General features: G+C 40.0%; 19 protein-coding genes. 4 read left to right on the top strand and 15 right to left on the bottom strand.

What is annotated here, in order from left to right:
* Positions 1-105: 105 nt before the first annotated feature.
* From HQN88_RS14010 to HQN88_RS14000, 3 genes are all read right to left on the bottom strand, one after another.
* Entirely contained in the window at positions 106-813 is a 708-nt protein-coding gene (locus HQN88_RS14010; protein WP_173112718.1) for a methyl-accepting chemotaxis protein, read from the bottom strand.
* A gap of 169 nt (positions 814-982) precedes the next feature.
* Entirely contained in the window at positions 983-1528 is a 546-nt protein-coding gene (locus tag HQN88_RS14005) for a hypothetical protein (protein ID WP_173112715.1), read from the bottom strand.
* Positions 1529-2197: 669 nt separating this feature from the next.
* The gene (locus HQN88_RS14000) at positions 2198-2557 is read right to left on the bottom strand and encodes a hypothetical protein (protein ID WP_173112712.1); all 360 of its coding nucleotides are present in this window, start codon (positions 2555-2557) and stop codon (positions 2198-2200) included.
* An 834-nt stretch (positions 2558-3391) separates the two neighbouring features.
* Between HQN88_RS14000 and HQN88_RS13995 the strand changes: the two genes are divergently transcribed.
* Together HQN88_RS13995 and nudK are read left to right on the top strand one after the other, a co-directional pair.
* Positions 3392-4594 (top strand): MerR family transcriptional regulator, encoded by a 1203-nt coding sequence (locus HQN88_RS13995; protein WP_246320237.1) that lies wholly within the window; start codon positions 3392-3394, stop codon positions 4592-4594.
* A 20-nt stretch (positions 4595-4614) separates the two neighbouring features.
* Entirely contained in the window at positions 4615-5565 is a 951-nt protein-coding gene (nudK, locus tag HQN88_RS13990; protein ID WP_173112709.1) for a GDP-mannose pyrophosphatase NudK, read from the top strand.
* A 117-nt stretch (positions 5566-5682) separates the two neighbouring features.
* Here the strand turns inward: nudK and HQN88_RS13985 are convergent, their stop codons facing one another.
* Positions 5683-6312: a TetR/AcrR family transcriptional regulator gene (locus tag HQN88_RS13985; protein ID WP_173112706.1), complete on the bottom strand. Its 630-nt coding sequence runs from the start codon at positions 6310-6312 to the stop codon at positions 5683-5685.
* 178 nt (positions 6313-6490) lie between these two features.
* Between HQN88_RS13985 and HQN88_RS13980 the strand changes: the two genes are divergently transcribed.
* Positions 6491-7024: a histidine phosphatase family protein gene (locus HQN88_RS13980; RefSeq protein ID WP_173112703.1), complete on the top strand. Its 534-nt coding sequence runs from the start codon at positions 6491-6493 to the stop codon at positions 7022-7024.
* A 200-nt stretch (positions 7025-7224) separates the two neighbouring features.
* Here the strand turns inward: HQN88_RS13980 and HQN88_RS13975 are convergent, their stop codons facing one another.
* From HQN88_RS13975 to HQN88_RS13930, 10 genes are all read right to left on the bottom strand, one after another.
* On the bottom strand, positions 7225-7986 hold the full coding sequence (locus HQN88_RS13975; protein WP_173112700.1) for an MBL fold metallo-hydrolase: 762 nt from the start codon (positions 7984-7986) through the stop codon (positions 7225-7227).
* Positions 7987-8127: 141 nt separating this feature from the next.
* On the bottom strand, positions 8128-8490 hold the full coding sequence (locus tag HQN88_RS13970; RefSeq protein ID WP_173112697.1) for a GIY-YIG nuclease family protein: 363 nt from the start codon (positions 8488-8490) through the stop codon (positions 8128-8130).
* Between the two features lie 40 nt (positions 8491-8530).
* Positions 8531-9490, bottom strand: coding sequence for a vWA domain-containing protein (locus HQN88_RS13965; RefSeq protein ID WP_173112694.1), 960 nt, complete (start codon positions 9488-9490; stop codon positions 8531-8533).
* Positions 9491-9624: 134 nt separating this feature from the next.
* Positions 9625-10740, bottom strand: a complete 1116-nt coding sequence (locus HQN88_RS13960; RefSeq protein WP_173112691.1) for an AAA family ATPase — start codon at positions 10738-10740, stop codon at positions 9625-9627.
* 23 nt (positions 10741-10763) lie between these two features.
* Positions 10764-11243 (bottom strand): DUF6530 family protein, encoded by a 480-nt coding sequence (locus HQN88_RS13955; protein WP_173112688.1) that lies wholly within the window; start codon positions 11241-11243, stop codon positions 10764-10766.
* Positions 11244-11349: 106 nt separating this feature from the next.
* Entirely contained in the window at positions 11350-12723 is a 1374-nt protein-coding gene (locus HQN88_RS13950) for an MATE family efflux transporter (RefSeq protein WP_173112685.1), read from the bottom strand.
* Positions 12724-12747: 24 nt separating this feature from the next.
* Entirely contained in the window at positions 12748-13425 is a 678-nt protein-coding gene (locus tag HQN88_RS13945) for a TetR/AcrR family transcriptional regulator (RefSeq protein WP_173112682.1), read from the bottom strand.
* Positions 13426-14010: 585 nt separating this feature from the next.
* Positions 14011-14814 (bottom strand): Cof-type HAD-IIB family hydrolase, encoded by an 804-nt coding sequence (locus HQN88_RS13940; RefSeq protein WP_173112679.1) that lies wholly within the window; start codon positions 14812-14814, stop codon positions 14011-14013.
* Between the two features lie 190 nt (positions 14815-15004).
* The gene (locus tag HQN88_RS13935; RefSeq protein ID WP_173112676.1) at positions 15005-15697 is read right to left on the bottom strand and encodes a helix-turn-helix domain-containing protein; all 693 of its coding nucleotides are present in this window, start codon (positions 15695-15697) and stop codon (positions 15005-15007) included.
* A gap of 66 nt (positions 15698-15763) precedes the next feature.
* The gene (locus tag HQN88_RS13930) at positions 15764-17116 is read right to left on the bottom strand and encodes a cytochrome P450 (RefSeq protein WP_173112673.1); all 1353 of its coding nucleotides are present in this window, start codon (positions 17114-17116) and stop codon (positions 15764-15766) included.
* A gap of 221 nt (positions 17117-17337) precedes the next feature.
* Here HQN88_RS13930 and HQN88_RS13925 point away from each other — a divergent pair, with 221 nt between their 5' ends.
* Entirely contained in the window at positions 17338-17925 is a 588-nt protein-coding gene (locus HQN88_RS13925) for a response regulator transcription factor (protein WP_173112670.1), read from the top strand.
* Between the two features lie 5 nt (positions 17926-17930).
* Here the strand turns inward: HQN88_RS13925 and HQN88_RS13920 are convergent, their stop codons facing one another.
* Complete coding sequence (locus tag HQN88_RS13920; protein WP_173112667.1) at positions 17931-18770, bottom strand: sensor histidine kinase; 840 nt, start codon at positions 18768-18770, stop codon at positions 17931-17933.
* Positions 18771-19436: the final 666 nt, after the last annotated feature.

Genomic DNA, 19436 nt, shown 5'->3' with positions numbered 1-19436 from the left:
TTCTATGACGTTGGAATTAACCCAAGGTATAATAATCCTTGAGACCCTCCTATTACATCTCGTAGTATACAGGCATGCATTGGGATTGAGGAGGATGAACTTTTTTCACCCTTTTTCAGCAACCGTACTTGTCTGCTCAGTATTCGCCGTCATTTTTTCAGAATTGAACACAACATGGGATGAATGTTCTGATACTTTAACCAACATTTTGCTCAGAACATGTCTACTATGATTTGAATTTTCAGCCGTTGTACCAAACTCGTTTTTCGACTTCACCTTAATGGAATATATAAAGTCACTCTGAACCAAATGCCCGGCCATCCTGTTAACACGGGTCGTATGAGCCGTTCGGTTGCGCGTGTAAAGTAGAATTACCCAAACTATGAGTATCATTCCTATTAAAAGCACAACTATAGTTTTCAGCCTTAATACATTTATTTTTGTATTTAGCTCTTGTCTGGGAACTGCTACTGCCAAAACCCAGTCGTTCTGTTCTAACTTTGAATAGTAGACAATGATGAGTCCTTGGGAAGCGGTATAGGTGGAAGTACCTTTTTCTTCGCTCATAATGGTGTTCACTAAATTGGAAAGGGCTGTAGCCTTGTTATCTTTATATGTACCGTACTTAGGATCACTATAGTCATGAGTAATAGTAATTTGATTCTCATTAAGGTATGCATTCGTCGAAACATACTTCGTCTTATTACTATATAGATTGGGTTCAGAGACGATCGAAGTGATAGCAACAACTATGACAAGGAGTAGCGACAAAATGAGAAATTGTGTTTTAGCTTTGATGCTTCTTAGCTCCATGTTGAAAGTTCTCCTTATTCTTGCATGAAAATTATCCATCGTTAATCTATGTCTACATAGTAAAACCGTCATCGCAGGTATATAGTATGCGATGACGGTTTGGATGAACGGGTTTCATTTTCAGACGGTTGGTACGCGTCACGAAGTTAAACCCAGATAGTTTCATTTGCTATTTTAGTTGTGTCACCATAAGATTCAACTGATTACTTTCCTTGTTCTTTTCTTTCTCATTTTTAACTATTTGCACGGTAATATTCAGGGAATCTGATTTACCGTTAAGGAATACAGAGTTTAAGGCGTCTCCCTCATCTTCCTTGAGGTCCGTACGCTCGGGTTTTATACCTTTTTCTTTAAGCGCATTTTCATAATAAGTAGCTAGTTCATTTATCGACTTAGAACTAGTTAGTGCTACTATATAATTTTTGCCCTCATTCGTATTGGTTACCATCGAACTTTCAATCTGTGAACCTGGAAATGCGGATAATGGAAATCCCTTTGGAAGTTCCTTGGCTTCCCCATTCAACTTCACTTCACCCTTTTCTGAACTTATTGTTACCCCATCACCTTCTTGATTGACCTTAAGACCGGTGGATTGTTCAATCAATTTTTCAGCAGCCTTTTCAGAAGCTTTTTCCCCAAGTCCGCAACCTGAAGCAGTTGTTAGAGTCAGTGCAAGTAGTATGGATAGTGAAGCGGTCTTTGTAAATGAAAGCATTGTTCGTCCTCTCCTTTTTCAATTTGTGATAATCATTATTTTGCTAGAACCATGAGGTCCTCTTATGGTAAGGATTATAGATTTCATGTTATGTTATTGCCTCAAAAAATGCGACGGACTATAAGTATCATTATAGTTCCGACAAAATTAAAGTTATTGGGATATTTTTATTGATTAGATCGAAACATATGTGAGATTCAAGGGGAAAATGGAATTTTCAATTCTCCTATAATCGGTGGAGTTACATATGGTAAGGTAATATTTCACTTGAAAACATCGCAAAAATATCTGAATCTCTGGATGGTGAGCCTAAAATGAGATCTGAGTTCGATGAATCATTTATTACGCCTATGCTCGAAGAAAAAGAAACTGCTTAACTGAAAGGCAGCGATATATCTCACTTTCGTATGAGCAAAAAGATGCTTGCTGAAATTTGCAAATTAACAGCTACGTATACAAACGTCGCAGACGAGCTCTAAACGGGCAGCATAGTCAAGTGTATCTCTGTTGCAAGATGCTGTAATTTTCGACATAATAAAACTCGTCGTCTTAATTGAAAGTTTAGCGGCTAGTATCGTTCTATCATTTACTTGTATTGTTAGCGATACAGCGGCGGATAAAAAAAGTCCCCAGTGAGTTGAATACCTCTGCTTGGGACTCAAAATTATACTATTTTTCTTTAAGAAGCAGCTTCCATGATTTTACATGAATATTATCCGTATTCAAATACAGAATAAGATCCTGACAAAATAGTCGAAATTCATCTTTTTCTCTGTTTTTCTTCTTTAATATTATACAAGCTTCAAAAGTCTTTTCCTTATTAAACGTTAAACTATTCAGATAAAATGGTTCAATATACTTTCCATTGTGTGGATATGTCCAAGAATCAATAAAAGGACTTAACAGTTTTCTATTGAGTTCGTCGATTTCACTATCGCACTCAATAGCTAGTAAAACGTGACTTCCGTTTTTCAACTCGCCTTGAATCGGATAATATATTTCTTCAATGTTATCCCAAACAATATGCATAAATCAAATCACCTCCTCAATTCAAAATGCAGGTGCTGACTTTTTACCTGCTGGTATTGACTTAATCATCAGTCTAAATAAATACGCAGCCGCGGCCGCAAATCGTTGGGTCAATTATAATAGGATATTGCAATGCCTTATCATCCAACATCATTTCAATAAATAATCTGTTCCCCTCTTGCTTTACACCCACCTCAATAATATTTGATATTGTAAATCTGTGCTATTCCATGCATTTTTGAAGGTTACGTATTAGCATTCACACTTCCAACATTTAGCCCATTAGATCTCATGTCATTATACGTCCATGTTACAACTGTGTTTTGTTCAATAGTATTTACATTCTTGATGGCACTAGGCAATTCTAATGCTTTTAAGCTATCAGTGTTTTCTTTAGAACTTAGTTCTTCTGAAATAAATAGGTATTACCAATTTTTGCGAATAAGGTTGTGCTGCAGTCCCTCCAAATGGTAATAATGTTAATAAGACTATACTTACTACTAACGTTGAATTTTGTTTTCTCCACTTCAACACATAGAATGACTCCTCTTGTTAACTTCATACACAATATTCCAACTATATTGTACGAATGTACTATTTCCAATCGACTATAAGTAGCAACCTCCGAAAAAAGGTTCTATTTTCGGGAGCATTGGCATTAGGGAGAAGGGACTCAATTCGAAAGAGGGGAAATATTATGGATCATATGTAACTGAGAACGTATATTTATAACAGATCAACGGAAATCTGTCCATTATTCAAGGCTCATAAATAAACCTTGAAGGTGACGTAGCGTCACCGGATATAATAGAATCACGAGAGGAGGAAGAATGCTTGAATCTGGAGGAGTACCAGTACTTGACAACGGGCCAACTCGCGCAGCGAACCGGGATGACCCTGAGAGCGCTTCGCTACTACGACAAGATCGGTTTACTAAAACCGACACAATACAATCATGCTTCCGTCCGACTCTACAGTAAAGACGATGTGGCCCGGCTGCAAAAAATCCAAATGCTAAAGTACATCGGGTTGTCCCTTGCCGAGATCAAAGAATTGATCATAAATGACACCGCCCCTGAACAAGATTTGGGAAGTTCTTTGAAGATGCAAAAGGAAATAATCCAACACAAAATTTCCCATATGAAATACGTATCCAAAGCGATTGAAGAAGCATTGGGTATTCCGGATGAACAGACTCATGAAGTAGATTGGGAAGATTTAGCGGACATAATCCAAGCGATTCAAAAGGAAAAGGACTGGAGTGAACAGTACCATAATGCGGTTCGGCTGCAGGCGAGAATACGGTTATACGACCATTTTAGCTGGAACAAGGTCGGATGGCACCGGTGGTTTTTTGAGCATTTGGGCACCCTCCCCCATCTAAAGATACTGGAGCTTGGCTGTGGTGATGCAGCTTTATGGAGAAGGAATGCGAACCTTGTTCCAAAAACCTGGAGCATAACGCTTACCGATCTGTCAGCAGGGATGCTTGAGGAAGCAAAAATTAGTTTGGGTGCGCACAGCAGGCAGTTCAAATTCCTTCTTGCCGACGCACAGTCAATTCCTTTCCACGAAAACGAGTTCGATATCGTGATTGCCAATCACATGCTTTATCATGTGATTGATATGAATCTGGCCATTTCAGAGATGCACCGGGTGCTCAAGCCTCGGGGCTGCTTGTACGCCTCAACAATGAGCCAAAGTCATTTACAAGAGATCGAGCAGTTGACCCGATCTTTCGATCCGCACATTCAAGTACTTGATCCAGTAATGGAACGTTTCCAGCTTGATAACGGGAAAGACAAGCTGCAGACCTCATTTACGGAGATCGAATTGATCCGGTTCGAGGATCACATGCAGATAGACGATGTGCAGCCGCTCATCCAGTACATTACATCAACGCCAATGAATGCGCGGAAGGTTCTTGTCGGAGCTAAGCTCGACCAATTCACAACTTATTTACAGGAAAAGATAGAGGAAAAAGGAAGTCTCTACATCACGAAGGACTCAGGCTTCTTTTTGGCCAGAAAAAATTAGAAAGATAAGGAGAAATACGTATGAGACCGAAAATTGAAATGGTGAAAGAAGAGATTTTATCGAACAATTGGTACGTATTAAAAAAAATGACCTTCAACTATCAAAAGCGAGATGGCAGCTGGGAAACGCAAGCTAGAGAAGCATATGACCGCGGCAATGGCGCGGTCATTCTGCTGTATAACCGGGATATGCAAACCGTCATTCTGACCCGACAATTTCGAATGCCTACTTATCTAAACGGAAATGAAACGGGAATCCTTATCGAGGCATGCGCCGGGCTATTGGACAAGGACTCGCCAGAAGAGTGTATTCGCCGTGAAACAGAAGAGGAAACAGGATACCGAGTTTCAAATATTCACAAGGTTGGGGAGGCTTATATGTCCCCAGGATCGGTTACGGAAATATTATATTTTTTCGTGGCCGAATATACACCGCATATGCATACTGGCCTTGGCGGAGGCGTAGAAAAAGAACAAGAAGAGATTGAAGTGCTGGAACTGCCCTTCAATCAAGCCTTGCAGAAGGTGGAGAACGGTGAAATCCGGGATGCGAAAACGATTATGCTACTGCAATATGCCCAGCTTCACGGGTTGCTTCCATCTATAAGCAAGCCTCAACATATCTTAATAGCCGGGCCTTATCGTTCCAACACGGGAGACGACAAGGCGTTAATCGAAGCCAATATGCGGCTAATGAATGAAACGGCCCTGCGCGTTTATGAGATGGGGCATATGCCCGTCCTCGGCGAATGGTACGCTCTGCCTCTAATGGAAACAGCCGGTTCGCGCCGAATCGGAGATGAGATATTTGAACGAATGTTTCACCCATCGTCCGTTCGGCTGTTATCCCATTGCGACGCCGTTCTTCGAATAGGAGGACCATCCAAGGGTGCCGATGAAATGGTAAGTACTGCAGAGGCCAATGGGAAAAGGGTATACCGAGCTCTCGATGAAATCCCAGTGCTTGCTTAGACAGGAGTCGCGCTTCAACTAATTCAAAGTTCGCTCCCCCCAAAAGGGAACCAATTGGACATCCGTTCTAAAACCACATTTTTTTGAGGGTGTCCAGAACCAAAATAGACCCACATCTCATTGATGTGGGTCTATAATGATATTGTCACTATTTCCGTTTGTTAGTCCTTCCGCCACGTAATCGATTATTCGATCGATAATTAACGGAAACAAGTCAGCACCCAATTGTTCCTTATGCAGCCGAAGTAGCATTACCGCATGAAGAATCCCCGAAATGACTTGAGGATCTTCCTCGGAGAGCTGGTCCCGATTTATGAGATTTCTTATGACCGCAGCACCAGTAGATCGATTCGTTTCGGAGGCACGCACTCGAATATGTTCAGGCAGTTTACGAAGGAGACGTTCGTACTCACCCTTCTCGAAGATCGGCTGCAGAAATTGGTTCTTGTCAGCCATCTCAAAGGCACGCTTGAGCAAGCCAACTACCAATTCTTTAGGGGAACGATCTTGCTTGGAGAGTTCCTGTAGAAGTTGGTTTCGAATCGTTTCTTCGTTCATTAGGATATCCCAATACAACTCTTCCTTTGTCGCAAAGAACTTGTAAAAAGAACCTTTTGCAATTCCGCATGCTAACACGATCTCATCTATACTGGTTTTGGATAAACCTTGTGCAGCGAATAAAGCCTTGCCGTTTGATAAGAGTGAATGACGAATGTGTTCTTTTTCTTGTTCCGTGAATTTTGGCATAAGATAGGCCAGCCTTCCTTTGATTATATATGACCTAATATGGACATTTAGTCACAAAATCGTTTATAATCATAATAACAAAGTATAAAAGAAAAGGAAATGGCTGCTTTATGCAGCAATTTTTTTTGGTTTTATATGACTATACAAACTAAAAAAGTCATAAACGGAGGTTTTTTATATGAAAATTGGAATTCTTCGACACTTTGAAGTCAAACTAGCATACCCGAATCAAAGGTTCGTGTCGAAAGATGTGGTGACTAAATGGTTCGCAGATTATGATAAAGCCGATGTTGTTGTAAAAGACGTGGATTTGAGTGATATTGATTGGGAAATATGTTACTCTAGCGACATGCTAAGAGCGATCCTAACGGCAAAGGAAACTTACAGAGGAGAAGTGATAGAGTCCAGCAAATTAAGGGAGATACCATTGCCTACATTTACTACAAATCTCAAAATGCCTTTTATATGGTGGGCCGTCGCCGTAAAACTCAAACAACTTACAAATCATGAAAGCCGGGAGCAAATTAAAAATGCACAGCAGAGAATCAGCGAAATTTTGGATCAAATCGCTACCGGCAGACACAAATCAATATTAATTGTAAGCCATGGCTCTCTTATGAGGGAAATGCGCAAAGAACTGCGAAAAAGAGGGTTCAACGGCCCCGGATTTTCTTATCCAGAAAACGGAAAACTATATGTGTTTGAAAGATGAAGATTACAGAACGGTAACGATATCGGGAATTAAGGTAGAAGTTAACGTTTCGAGATAAATGATTTGCGGCTAATGAATGAAACTGCCCTGCACTTTTATGATATTAAGCAAACATTACAGCCTGAAAACAGGGAGCAGCTGCCGCGGCAATCTGCTCCCTGTTTATTGTGCTATCGTTTTGCATTAGCGTAGCTAACCATTTAATCCGATTTGGCGTATAGCTGGCCTGACGTATATCTATGAATAAGTTGTCGCAGCGCTTGCTTTACATCGCCATTGAATAAACCACCATGATAACAAATTAACTGTTCGATGTCATAATTAAGCAATCGCTGGACAGAGCGTACGGCCTCATCCAAATCTAATGTGAATTGGGGATTTGCGATATTGAGCTTCCCCTGTTCGATGACGACGGCATCCCCCGCGATCAGCGTTTTGCAGGCAGGAAGAAACAACGAAATATGGCCAGGCATATGACCGGGCGTGTGAACAATGTCGATGCCACCGCACCAAGGAAGCCGCTCATCATTGGAAACAGTCCGATCAACAGGAACCGACTCAATCGACTGTATAAAGCGAATAAACTGTTCCGCTTGCGGTTTAGCTTCATCCGGTAAAGTGCCAAAGGTTGATTCCGCCTGTTCAAGCCGCAACGACTTTTTTTCCCCTTCAATGTATGGTGCATCAAGTTCGTGTGCGATAATGTCGATGTGTGGGTAATTCCGCTTCAGCGCTGCGAGTGAACCGATGTGGTCCATATCATGATGCGTCACGATCAATTTGGTAATCGAATCTAACGTGATATTATGCCAGTTAGCGGCTTCTTCAAGGAGAGGGATAAAATTCGGATAACCGCAGTCGATGAGAATCGTATCGCAGTCATTTCGAATAATGGTCGGAGTGATGAACTGTTTTTGTCCATTATTCTCGAACTCGATCTCAAGTAGATGATAGTTATTCATAGATACCCCCTGATTAAACATTATTTTAGTAGAAGAAGATACACATTGTATTTGCCAAGAATGCTTCTCCTGCCTCACTGAAATCATTCGACAGTTGTATAGGCGCTAGAGTAATACAGGGTCTTTATCTCCTTATTCTAGCTATTTATTCGTAGGCGGCTTATTATATCCTCTGTCTCCGTAAGGCAGCAAATCTTCCAGCCACAGCTTTTCCATCTGCTTAAGTTCCCACTTTATGTCTGAAACGTCACCCGTTTCTTTCTCCTCCAGCACCTCAAAGGTAAAAGAATCAGCACCCAATTCCTTCCAATCTTTTTGCAATTGGGAATTTGCGAACCTTCCATTGTCCAGTTGCATTTGTATGGTCATCCATTTGTTTTTTATGTTGGAATGACTACTAATGTAAATTTTGCCGTTGACCTTATTTAATATTTGTATGACACCCATATAGGTCTTAATTTGCTTGAATTCTTCCTGCAGTTCCTTGCGCTTACTCTTATCCATGAATGTCTCTCCTTTCAGGTTCTATAAAAGTTTGCAGTAATCACAAATACCGGGAGATGATCCGAACCAACTTTGCGGGCAAATCTGTTAGATTTGTAATATCCAAAAATCTCTCGTTCCCATAAATTTGATTAATCACATCTTTGTCCTGGCCAATTGCGGCTGCAAGAAATGTAATTCCTTTCCGTTCATATTCAGCTATGGTCATCTGCATGTCTTTAATTGCATAATTTCCGGTATAATCATCCATGGCCTTCGGTTGCCCATCACTTATGCTGATCAATAATTTTGTCTGCCTAGGTGATCCGGCTAAACGGTCTGCCATAATTCTAAGAGCCATCCCGTCTCGGTTATTACTTCTGGCTCGAATCCCCATAAGTCTGAATCGATCATTAGCATCACTTTGATCCAAATCGGTATAGGCATAAATCGACATTTGCTCCAATTTGGAAGCATCAGCCGTATCCCCGTAGATTAATATGGGAATATGACAAATTTGACAAAATTCATAAACGGCTATCACCGCACGTTTTGCAGCTTCTAATCTCCCAAAAGCAGCCATAGATGCTGACTCATCTACCCTAATACCGACCACAAGGGAAGGAGATTCTGTTGGAGGAAGTTTCTTGGCAAAATACCTATAATCCTGATACGCAACGCTATCCGCTTGAAATTTGCTGCCATAATATTGATTCCTAGCAAATTCAAAAGAAGTTTCATGTTCCAACAGCGGAAGGGTTTTTCTGGCAATCTCCCGTACGACTGGCATAATTTCCTTACATATACTGTTATATTCCTCTTGGGATTCAAAACCGTAATCCGGACGATGAACAATGAGCTTCACACTTTTATGAATAGAATCGGACACAACCTCCCTTGCGTCGCGATTCAGCTTTTTACGGAAATCCCGAGCTTTTTGTTTCGCATCGTCTGAAAATGTTTCAGGATTTGCCTGATGATATTTGGGAGTACCCTCCTCTCCCAAATCTGAACTTTCCATATCGGCGGCATCATCAGAAACACTGGATGTACTTTCCTCACTATCCGCAGATTTTTTTAATGCAATTCCCTGCTCCTCTTCCTTCTTGACGTGGCTATTATCAGTGTCTTCGATATTTCCCCATGTTCTAATCTCTACCTCATCAAATATTCTTTTTTTTTTAATTCAATCTCAACTTTATCTAAACCAGCTAATAAACCACGGCTTTTCAGCGCATCTTCCAATAATTTGATTTCCTCGGAATCCGTAGTTATCTTGTAGATGACTTTATGATAAAGGGATTCTTTTGCTGAAGCACCTCCCGCAACCGCATCCGCCCAGTAGAAATAGGAACGCATTCCAGCAACACCTTTAATCGCATTGACCCGGGCAGTTTTGTCCAAAACAATAATGATATCTGCTAAAACATCCAACACCTTTTCATCCTCATAACCGGTTTTGGAAATTGCCCGTTCAATCATTATTTCTTTTGTTGGCAGGTCCATCTTTTCCGTGTGCTGAACCCTGTCACGCAGTGCTTCATTTAACGGTCTGGTTCCTGCATAACTGCGGTTGGTTGTGATAACCGCTATAAAATCTGGATGTCTGCGTATGATCTCTGTGGGAAGATTAATGCTGCCATCCAGCTCTAAGGCAGAGTTGAGTGCCATAAGCACCGCGGCATCTCGGATAACGGTTGGCTCTTGAATTTCCAGAAGATAGCCTTTTTGATAAGCTCTTACGATTTCGGAAGGGTAAAATCGATACTCAATCACTTCGTCCTCGGTATTTTGCGGAACTATCTTAAGTAATTGCTTCATCTTTAAGGAAGCCTGCTCCTGTGTATCCCCCAGTTCGTTCATCAATATCTCAGTTGCACTTTGAAAACCATCGCTTTCATATAGTACTTTTAAAACGTTTTGCTCTAAAGGTTCCATCTTTTCTAAACGTTCAGATGAAATAACCGGCAAAATAGCGCCAATAATATCCGATTTGTCCATATCGGCAAAACAAGTCACTTTCGTATAGGGCAGCCTAAAATTAGCCGACAATGCTTTTGCAAGTTGTGTTTTACCAGAACCGGCGTCACCCTCTAACAGAATGTTGGCGATTTTCAATTCCCCACTATTCCAGTTGCGCTTTATTTCTTTACAAATTCGCAGTTCTTCTTCGCTGACTTTATGAGATATTGGTTTTTTCCAAACAAGTTCTTTTTCTACATCAGTTAGTTTTCTTGTAGGAGTCAACATACATTCTTCATAGTTCTTCATAACATTTCCTCTCTTCAAACATTTTAATACCCCATTTCTTCTAATAGCCGGGATAATACACGAAGTCGTTCTCCAATCATTTCGCCATCATCACTAAGTGCTTGAGCGAACAGCTTAATATCATTATCAATCATGGGATTTTCTGCACAAACGGATACACTCAAGGCATCCCCTTGCAGCCCAATACGGTCAATCGTGGTGTTATCGGGATCATATAGTTTAGGGAACCGATAGGCATCTTGAAAAAATAAGCTGCCTCTGCAAATCAAAATGGCTAGGTCAAGAACACGGTGAATAGGTAGCTCCTCCGACTGCCTTGACCATTTTTCCCCTGTGTATCTCCATACTTTTGCTGAGATATCGACCTTTCCCCTATCATTCCACTGGGCCAATCCCAGGGACAGGCCTTTTGCATCTGAGTTCCGGGCGTATCGGCCGTCAACCTGCTCATAATTTTCCGATACCACAACCGGCTTGTGTTTTAAAGTTATTGGTATTTTCATTTTCCCCACACTTTCCATCTTATATTTAGTTATTTAGTTATTTACTAATTTAATGAATAAATGATAGATACACATTGTATTTGCCAAGCAGAACTCATAAAACCTGCTAGTTAAGCTTTTTACTTATAAAAACATCTTTTTTCCATCTTCCTGAAAAATAATACCAAAGACTATTTATCGTAGTTACAGCAAAACTGATAACGATGGCGAACCAAATACCGTGTATCCCCATACTCGTATGCGATAGCAAACCTGCAAGCGGAATCCTTACTACACAAAGTGAGATAAACGAAATGACCATTATTGAAATAGCCTTACCTGCTCCGGTTATGACTCCATTGGATACATAGAATATGATCATGAATAGATATCCTACTCCTACAATCCTCAAATACTCTATCCCTGTTTGTATGACATCCGCCTCATCTACAAATATGCGCATGATCGTTCCGGGAAAGCTGACACATAATACGGAAATTGCAGCAATCACCGGTATATTAATAATGATTCCCCACTTAAATATGTCCTTGATTCGTTCTGACTTCCCTGCTCCAATGTTTTGAGCGGTTAACGTGGAGGCTGCCATCATCATCGCTATCGCAGGCATTGCAACAATCGAATCTATCCTGCTGGCAACCCCAAAAGCCGCAATAGAAGCTGCACTAAAACGGATTACAAAAATAGTCATAAACGCATACCCCATAGAAACCAGCATTTGCTGTATAAATGAAGGTAATCCTATCTTTAGTATTTCCATAATTGTTTTTCTCTCAAATAAAAACCTTGAAGGATTTATCGGTTCTTTCTTATATTTATACTTTACATAGATGAATCCCATAATCGTAGCTGCCCCGGAGGATATGAATGAGGCAAGAGCTGCACCATTAAGCCCCAATCTTGGTATTGATCCAACACCCATAATAAGGAGAGGGTCAAGCACTGCATTTATAACTGTAGATACGATAATAAATATTAAAGGGATTACCGTATCCCCGATTCCCCTTAAAACTGAAGAAATTAAGTAGGATATATAGAGTCCTGCAAAACTCAAAAAACTTATTTTCAAGTATCCTGTTGCAAGCTGCAGGATATCTTCAGGTGTCCCGATCATTCTGAGCATGGTTTCGGATAGCAGCAGCCCACCTAAAGTAACGATCAGAATCATCACAATAGCAATTGCCCATGAGTTATTTACGGTTTTTTGAATCATAGCATTGTCTTTCGCTCCATATGCTTTGGAAACCAATATGGAGGTTGCAAGGGTCGCGCCAGAGCAGAGTGCAACCATCGCAAGAAAAATCGGGAAGCTCACTGCAATTGCAGCTACAGCGTCTTTGCCAAGCAGTTTCCCTACCCAAATGGTATTGATGACGCTGTAGCCGGTAGATACCAGATTGCCGATGAGTATAGGCAATGCAAATTGAATCAGGTGTTTCGGTATGCTGCCTGTGGTTAAATCTTTTCCAAACTGAGTATTCAAAATAATTCCTCGTTTCTGTGCATTTTAGGGATTTTGAACCCATTTTAATTCATCCAATACTTCCTTGACATACATTTTGATATCTTCATCTTCAAAAGTTACCTTCAATGCTTGCAGATTATATATTGACAATCCGTAGGACGAATCTGTAAGTTCTACTGCTTCGTCACCTTCTAACCAATCAAGGATCAGATAGTAAAAAGAACTTTCAAAAGCAAGTGCTGCTATTCTTTCGTCCGGAATATTTACCGGGTTATGAACTTTAAACCTCTTAAACCATTCTTCCATTGTCCTACAAGACTCTCTTACGCTATCAGACCTTTTTTTCTCAAATTCAGGATTAAGGCCTACAGCTTCAACCAACATAATCCTTGCCAATTCCCGGTTGCTTTGATACATCCAAAGATTAGCTGAAATCACACGTGTAAAGTTCTTTGCAAGATTATAGTTTTCTATATCTAAAACCTTCTGAGCAGTATCTTGAAAAGCCTTTACAATATTGAGGTAGAGCTCGGCAAACAGTTCCTCCTTTCCTTTAAAATAAAAATAGAAGCTTCCCACAGAAATACTCGCCTCTTCAACAATGTCTTTTACTGTCGTATTATGATACCCCCTATTAGCAAAGACTTTTGCAGCTGTATCCAATATTAATTGGCGTTTGGCATCCTTACGGTCTTGAGTCTCTTTTGAAGTCTTATACACAATGATCAACCTCTTTTCAAGTATAGAATGACGATTCATTCTTTAATTTGATTATAATTATGATTATTACAAATGTCAACAAATCACAGTATTTTCTCACTCAATTTGTGTTCAAACATTCGGATACGAACTTGGAAGGAACATGCGAAATGATATGCAAAATGGATAAAGGAGGATTTTTCATCGATTGATTCAGCGTGCATGAGAACAAAAAATGACCAGGTGAGCAGCCCGGTCATTTCTTTATCTGAATTACTCCTTACCACTACCGAAAATAAGGCTCGGCATATCATCCTTAAACTAATCTGCCCCTTACTTGTTAATTCTCCGACTTTCCGGGGAGACTTCAAATAATAAACAGGGAGCAAACTAGATTCTTCAAGAAAAATGGAGCCATATGAGTGGCTCCATTAGCAACAATGATTTCGTGATCATCAGTTTCAACGGTTAGTTCTCAGTCCGTTCATGGTAGATTATTCCTAATTTATTTGCTGCACCAGCCTATTCAACCCGTAGATAGATAATTTCAATGGATGTAATCATATTCAAACATAGCAGCGGAATGACCTGCAGCGTAAGTAGGTGTTAGCTCAAGCTACCCTGCATTTGCGAGATACCCAGGATTCTTTCTAATATTAAAGCAACTCCATCATTATCATTCGTTTCTGTTATTTCTGATGCAATTTCTTTTAATTCTTTAATTGCATTCCCCATCGCTATTGAACTGCCACAGGATTGAAACAATCCTAAATCATTGAAGTCATCTCCAAAACACATGACATCACTCATTTTATAACCTAGCGATTCAATTAAATACTTAACAGCATTTTCTTTTGACGCTTCTAAAGACATTATTTGAATTAACTTCCCATCATCTGTACTTATAATATTTACCTGGTCTCCAAACTTATTCATGATATGTTCAGAATCATGACAATCCGTTATAAGAATTTTCGTACAATCAAAGGTTTTTAGTTTTTCTATACTAATAATTGTTGGGTTCTTTGTAATCTTCATCATTTCTCGATAATCCAACGATTTATAGGTGAACCATTCATCTTTGACTTCAACACTCATATTGGATTCAGGGTCTACCGATAGGCAATAATCGAAAATAGAAGCAACTAATTTTTTAGATATTGAATAATGAATCTCCCGATTTGTCACATTGCATTGAAATAATCCACCATTATAAAAAACCACCGTTCCAAAAGAAAACAAATTTATATCTTCATATTTCACATTCCTTGGAGGACGGGCTGTTGCAAAAATAATATGAATATCCTCAGTTTTCACCTTCTGCAAAGCGAACAAATTTCTTTGAGATACTTGCTTTTTTGAATTTAGAAGGGTGCCATCTAGATCCAATACGATAAATTTAGGTTTCATAACTTTTCTCCAATCACCTTAGGGTACAAACGGGATCTGAAACTGATCGAGCATACTAACATAAATTTCAATAACTAAAAGAACCAACTTACCGCACCAGCGGAAAGCTGCCCCTTTATTTAGTTATTATTATCTTTGCATATATAATATGTGCACACATCGTGCTTCTTCTCTAATTAGTTGGAGTGGATTACACTACAATTTTTATAAGTTTGTTATCGTTTATACCTAAGAGATCATAAGCATTTTCAATCATTTGATTATTGTGTCCAAATATGTTTAGTGATTTATCCAAAATATTGCTCATCGCCGAAACATGATTTAATTGTTGCATCATGTATTCAGAATTACATAGTGTTACCATGCGATTTATATTTGAAGTTAGTTTCTTTTGGAACAAACCGGCCTTTTCTGCAACCTCTGGTAAGAAGACCGCAGGATCACCATCAGAAGCCTTCATACCTCGATAGTCGAAAAACACACTTACGTCTTCATCCCCAAATAAAGCAATTAATTTAAACCAAGTTTTCGACATGTATTCAGCATGCTCCCCATTCAACAATCCACTGATCTGAAAAGATAATATTCTATTTTCAAAATCAACATGGTATTTAAATCGTTCTGAGAGAGGAATTATGAAATCTTGCCGTTGATAGGCAGGAGTATCGGAGAATCGTTCTATAGAGAACATATAACCAAGAGATACATGGAACGCGGAAGCAATTTTCTCCATACTTACAAGGCTCACATTACGTTCACCCCGTTCCACACTACTTATATAGGTACGATCAAGTCCTGCTCTAAATGCCAAGATTTCCTGTGACATGCCGGATCGAGCTCGGAGTTGTTTGCAGCGAAATCCAAATTCAGCTTGAATATCCATATAAGTAATTCTCCTTACCTAGTTTATTTTTAGACGATATGTAGCTCTATAGCTCTTCTCTTCCACTTAATGTTCTCTCAAAATCACCTTAATGCCATTCTTAGGACGTAATGTCATTAACGGCTCCATTTCGATTGGTAACTGACCTGGAACTAAGCGGAGCCGATAACGCTCCCCAATCATGCACAAAGTAATTACCATCTCTAGCATCGCAAAATGACTACCTATACAACCACGCGGCCCACCGCCGAAAGGAATATAAGCAAACTGCGGTATCCGTTTCACGAAATCATTCTCGAACCGTTCCGGAATAAAGGATAACGGATCCGGAAAATATTCAGGATTCTGATGCATCGCGTAAGGACTAAACAGAATGGACTGCCCCTTCTTTACTGTAAAATGCCCGATCTCAACATCCGCTGTTGCAGAACGTCCCGTAAAAAAGCTTGGTGATCGCAATCGCATCGCCTCCCATAGCACGTTTTGCGTATAAGTAAGCTGCATATAATCCGCATCAGAGGGATCTTTTCCTCTAAGTACACGATCCCACTCTTCATAAAGTTTTAACTCAACCTCTGGCTGTTGCAAGATATATGAAAAAGCCCATGATAACGCGTTTGCCGAAGTTTCATGCCCCGCGATAAACATAATCATCAACTCGTCACGCAGCTCCCTATCACTCATACCGGCTCCATTTTCATCTTTGGCCGTAAGTAGCACAGAAAGAAGATCGCCATTTCCTTGTTCAGGATTCAATCTTCTTTGCTGAATGATCGAATACACTGCAGAATCGAGTGCTTGAAGCGCATCTTTGTAGGCTCGGTTTTTCGCGGTTGAAATGAACAGAGGTACCGCCATAAGCGAACGCATCCGTTCAGAACACATCCGATTAATTAACTCATACGGCTCCCTGATTGCACGAGAATGATCATTTCCGTCTAAACTGAAAAGTGTTTTAGCAATAATTGAAAAAGTGATGTTCGATATATCATCCGTGATCATGCGTTCTTGATCTAATTTCCAAGTATCTAATTCACTTCGAACAATCTGTGCCATTTGCTTAGCATAAGTCTGAATATGAGCTCTCGTAAAATGCGGTTGCATGGTACGTCTCATCCGCTTATGCTTCTCACCCTCACTGGTCGCTAGCCCGTCTCCAACAAAAAGACGCGCCTCTTGAAAACCCTTTAACTTAATAAAATTCTCTTGTTTTGTTATTAGGACCTCTTTTAGAAGCGCCGGGTCATAAATAACGTACATTGTCTGTGGACCAAATCTTATTTTAGCCACTCCTCCGTAATCCTTTTGCAATCCTGTTAAGAATCCGAGCGGATCATTCCGGTATGCCATCAAATTCCCGCCAAGCAAAGATCCTTTTGGTCCCTGGGGGGGCTGTAACTTCTCCATTGTTGCATTCATATTAAATTTCTCCTCATTTCATATTATCTATATTTACACCATAAGGCAGTAATCCTCACTGGGCACATTTCGTAGTATACAGCGCAACAGAACGCTTGAGGAGGATGAACTTTTTTCACCCTTTAGTGAACAAGGGTGAAAAAAAATCACCCTACCAGCTCTGGGGTTTACTTTGTTATACTAGGAATAATTCATAGATGTTTATAGGTGGAGGGAAATAGATGGATCGCATACGTGTCATGCTTGTGGAAGATGATCTCTTTTGGCAGCAGAACATAAGTTCAGATTTGGCTGAGGAAGAAGATATCGAGGTCGTTGTTGTTGCTGGCACGAAGGAAGAAGCTGTTGATGCGGCTTTTCGATATCCATTAGATATTATTTTGATGGACATTAATTTAACCGGAAACAACCTGGATGGGTTGGAGGCTATGAAGGAAATCTTGTCGAAGCTCTATGAACATGGGATTAAAGTGATCATGCTTACTTCTTTAACTGAGCGGGATGTCATTATGAAATCTTTCCAACTTGGTGCGCTTAATTACATCACAAAAGTAAGCTATAAGGATATCGTACGTGCTATAAGAGAAGCATATGTGGATCGTTCAACCATCCATGCGGACGCCGCTCGTATTATGCGCAGTGAAATCCAGCTCATGGATCTGTCTCCTATGGAGAGAGAAGTATTTGACCTTAGAAAGGAAGGGCTTAGCAAACAGCAAATATCAGATAGGCTTCATAAATCAACGAACACGATCAAATCACAATTGAAGAGTATCAAGGATAAGTTGACTTATTTTAAAGGAAATTAAAATAACTAATCAACATATCGTTGAATTGGAAATTGCAGAATGACTGTCGTCCCCTTCCCCATTTCTGTTTCTGCAATGTCCAACTTACCTCCGTGCTTCCTCATGACCGACAGACAATAAGGTAATCCTAGACCATAATTATGGGAATTTTTCTTCGTTGTGTAGAAAGGTTCGAAGATCTTGGTCAATTGATCCTTTGGTATGCCTACCCCATTATCCTTCACCTCGATGATGAAATAACGCTTGGCTTTTAGAGCTTGCAGTGTAATGATGCCCCCCCTTGATCCCAGCGCATCCATGGCATTATGAATGAGATTGGACAGAGTCTCCTTCATATGTATCGTATCGCAAATCAAATCACCTGCTTCCACCTGCTTCCATATAATCTCGACGGAGCGGCTTTCTAGAAGCGGTTGCATCGGCAAAATAACTTCTGCCAATAGCTTCTTCACTTCTATTTGGGATTCACTTAATAAGATGTCTTCCGCCTTATCCTTAATTCTCCCAACCATACTTAACAGATGAGCGGAGACTGAATGAATTTGTTCGATTGCCTGCAAGGACTTTTCTGTCTGGCCAGCGTGAATGAAACCCTCCGTTTTCTCCGTTAAATAGTTGATTTTTTGAATCTCGTTTTTGATGGAATGATTAAGAATAGAGACCCCCATTGTCAGTGCCCTCATCGAATAATCCAATTTATCGCGTTCTATTCTTAGTTTAATGCCAAGAAATCCATACTTCACGGAGTAGAAAATAATGATAGCTACAAGACCAAGAATAACCACTACATTAAATTTCCACGCCCCATTACTCTCCAGTTGAAAATTCCACTCTCTCAATGTCAACGATCGAAACCCCACAAAATCAAATACGAATGCACACAATGTACCAATAGTGAAAAGGATGCCCACCCGCTTTTTATTTCTCTTTTCGTGATACTCCGTGGCTCGTCTGAAGGCGACATAGTAGAATACATAGCTTAGTAGGAGATAAAAGCCGGCCCACCACCGGAATGTGCTGATATCGAAGCTCCCCCAAGGTGTAGTACTTAGATTATCAGAAAATAGTACCACAATAGCAGGTATCGAAAGTAGAAGCGATACCAGCAGCCTCTTTTTAAAGGATTCAATAGCACCGATCCATAACGCTCCCATACAAGCGGCAAAAGGAAAAAGGTAGAAATAGATACTCATAGCAACGACACTGAGTTGATATATCAGTGAGCTTATGGAAGGTGTTAACCATCCTAGGGGTAAAATAAATGGCATGATCACCAAATGAATGGAAAAAGTAAAACTCGCCATTCCCCCGAAAATCAACGTAATGCCGATCCAAAAGTTCATTCTAAGACTATATATTATAAGAACGACTCCCATTGTCCATAATGATAGGAACATAAGAATATAGAATAAATTCAAGGAAACCCCTCCGATAATACAGGATTAATTTAGCTCATCAAACTAAATCAATTTTATCATAAATAGTAAAATTGGTATAATCTGAACAAGTGA

The sequence above is a fragment of the Paenibacillus qinlingensis genome (assembly GCF_013204845.1).
GTDB classification, from domain to species: Bacteria; Bacillota; Bacilli; order Paenibacillales; family NBRC-103111; genus Paenibacillus_E; species Paenibacillus_E qinlingensis.
The sequence above is the reverse complement of the archived record's forward strand: the minus strand, read 5'-3'. Positions and strand labels throughout refer to the sequence as shown.